Raw genomic sequence first — 2,408 nt, 5'->3', positions numbered from 1 at the left:
GACGAGCATCGTGCGGGTGCTGTGATGGGCGGCATCGACATCAGCATCATCGGCCTCGTGATCGCGGTGATCACGGGCCTTGCGAGCTTCTGGTTCGGCCGGCGCATGCGCCTGAAGCGCGGGGCCAAGCAGCGCGAGAAGGACCGCATCGCGGCGCAGGCCGGCGAGACCCGGCAGCAGCGCCGGGCGCGCGAGCGCAAGGAACGCGGCTAGCGCCTTTTCGCCTCAGCGCAGGCCCTGCCACCAGCGCTCGTTGGTGCGGGCCTTTCCCACCGTGAGCACTTCGCCGATCACCGGCGTGGCGAGCTCGATCTTCTTGGCCTGCGACAGGTCGGCAATGCGGTCCAGCGGATCGTGCCAGGTGTGGAAGGCGAGGTCGAAGGTGCTGTTGTGCACCGAATAGAGCACCTTGCCGCGCAGGTCCTCGAAGGCCTGCACGCTCTGCTCGGGCGTCATGTGGACGGCCGGCCAGTAGGCGTCGTAGGCGCCGTTTTCCATCAGCGCCAGGTCGAAGCCGCCGAAGCGCTCGCCGATCTGCTTGAAGCCCGCAAAGTAGCCCGAGTCGCCGCTGTAGAAGATGCGCTGCTCGCCGCTTTGCACCACCCATGAAGCCCACAGCGTGCGGTCGCGGTCGGTCAGCGTCCGGCCCGAAAAGTGCTGCGCCGGCGTGGCGGTGAGCTTGACGCCGTCGTGCTCGCCGCCTTGCCACCAGTCGAGCTCCGTCACGCGCTCCGCAGGCACGCCCATGGCCACCAGCCGCGCGCGCACGCCCAGCGGCACGAAGTAGCGCTGCACGCGCAGCGCGAGGTACTCGATGGTGGCCACGTCGAGGTGGTCGTAGTGGTCGTGCGAGAGGATCAGGCCTTCGATCGGTGGCAACTGCTCGAGCGTGAGCGGCGGCTTGTGGAAGCGCTTGGGACCGACGAAGGTGAACGGCGACGCGCGCTCGCTGAACACGGGGTCGATCAGCCAGTACTTGCCCCGCAGCTTGAGCAGGTGCGACGAATGGCCGAGCCGCACCACATGGTTGGCCTTGGGATCGAGCGCCTCCAGGTCGGCGGTGGCCAGCATGCGCACCGGGATCGGGTCGACCGGCACGGTGCCCACCTTGTCGCCGACGATGAAGCGCGACCAGATCCGCCATCCGCTGGCCGAAGGCAGCACGTCCGGGTTCGGCGGGTTCTGGAAGCTGCATCCCTTGAACTGCGGCGATGCGTCGTAGCGCGCCTCGCACCCGCTGTTGCTGGCGCAGCCCGCGACGAGCGCGCAGCTGGCCGCGAAGAGCGATGTGCCGTAGCCGCGAAGGCGGCGCTTCAGAAAGGAGATCATGGCGAGGTGTTGTCCGGTTTTGCGGCGCGAGCTTAGCCGCCGCGCCGCCRCCAATGGTTTCAGCGGCAGAAACATTCGGCGCACAGGGATATTTCCGCGCCGCTCGTCGTAGGCCATGCGTTCTATGGCCGCCCGCGGCATCGCGCGGCACACTGAAGCGCGCCACGTTCCGCGGGCTTCAAGGAGGCGACCACACCATGAGCAGCAACCGCTATCCCATCATCTACGTGCGCGGCTACGCCATGACCGAGGCCGAGCGCGACGACACCGCGGCCGATCCGTTCTGCGGCTTCAACGTGGGCTCCACGGTCTACCGTGCCACCGTGAAGAAGGATGCGCCGGCGCAGAAGTTCGTCTTCGAATCGCCCGTGGTGCGCCTCCTGGCCGACTTCCAGTACCAGAGCGTCTACCAGAACGGCCTCGATATCCTCGACAACGACTGGAAGCCTTCGCCCGACGAAACCGGCAAGGACGTGGACGGCATTCCGGCCGCATCGATCGTCATCTACCGCTACTACGACGGCGGCTCGGAGCTGCTGGGCGACGGCAAGTCGCGCGACGTGAAAATCTACGCGCAGGGCTTGAGCAAGCTGATCCTTCGCGTGCGCGACCTGGTGGCACTGCGCGAAGGAGCCGCTTTCTCGCCGGCCGACTTCCGCTGCTACCTGGTGGCGCATTCGATGGGCGGGCTGGTGGTGCGGGCCTTCCTGCAGAACCCGGCGCTCGGCGATGCGGCGGCGCGCGCCTGCGTCGACAAGGTGTTCACCTACGCCACGCCGCACAACGGCATCGACATGGGCGGCATCAACGTGCCGGCCTGGCTCACGGCCAACGAGATGAACACCTTCAACCGCGAGCGGATGTCGGAGTTCATGGACACGGCACCGGTCGATGGCCGCATGGACTACCTGCCGGCCGCCGCGTTTCCGCCCGATCGCTTCTTCTGCATGGTGGGCTCCAACCGCGGCGACTACGAGGCCGCCAAGGGCCTCTCGCGCATGTTCGCGGGCCACGGCAGCGACGGGCTGGTGCGCATCGAGAACGCCTCGCTCTGGTCCATCGACGAGGCCAGGCGCAGC

3 protein-coding genes are annotated in these 2,408 nt (G+C 67.6%); 2 read left to right on the top strand and 1 reads right to left on the bottom strand.

Features of this window, described 5'->3' with window-relative positions; all coding sequences use genetic code 11:
* On the top strand, positions 1-213 hold a 213-nt coding region (locus tag AC1DOC_RS29540), incomplete at its 5' end, for a hypothetical protein (protein WP_478131111.1).
* Positions 214-225: 12 nt separating this feature from the next.
* Here the strand turns inward: AC1DOC_RS29540 and AC1DOC_RS29535 are convergent.
* Positions 226-1,329 (bottom strand): MBL fold metallo-hydrolase, encoded by a 1,104-nt coding sequence (locus AC1DOC_RS29535; protein WP_062366519.1) that lies wholly within the window; start codon positions 1,327-1,329, stop codon positions 226-228.
* A 197-nt stretch (positions 1,330-1,526) separates the two neighbouring features.
* Here AC1DOC_RS29535 and AC1DOC_RS29530 point away from each other — a divergent pair.
* A partial coding sequence (locus tag AC1DOC_RS29530) for an esterase/lipase family protein (protein WP_478131110.1) occupies positions 1,527-2,408 on the top strand: 882 nt, incomplete at its 3' end.

The organism is Variovorax sp. 01T439_2 (assembly GCF_056398445.1).
Note: the sequence above shows the minus strand (reverse complement) of the source record. Positions and strands in the feature narration are given on the sequence as shown.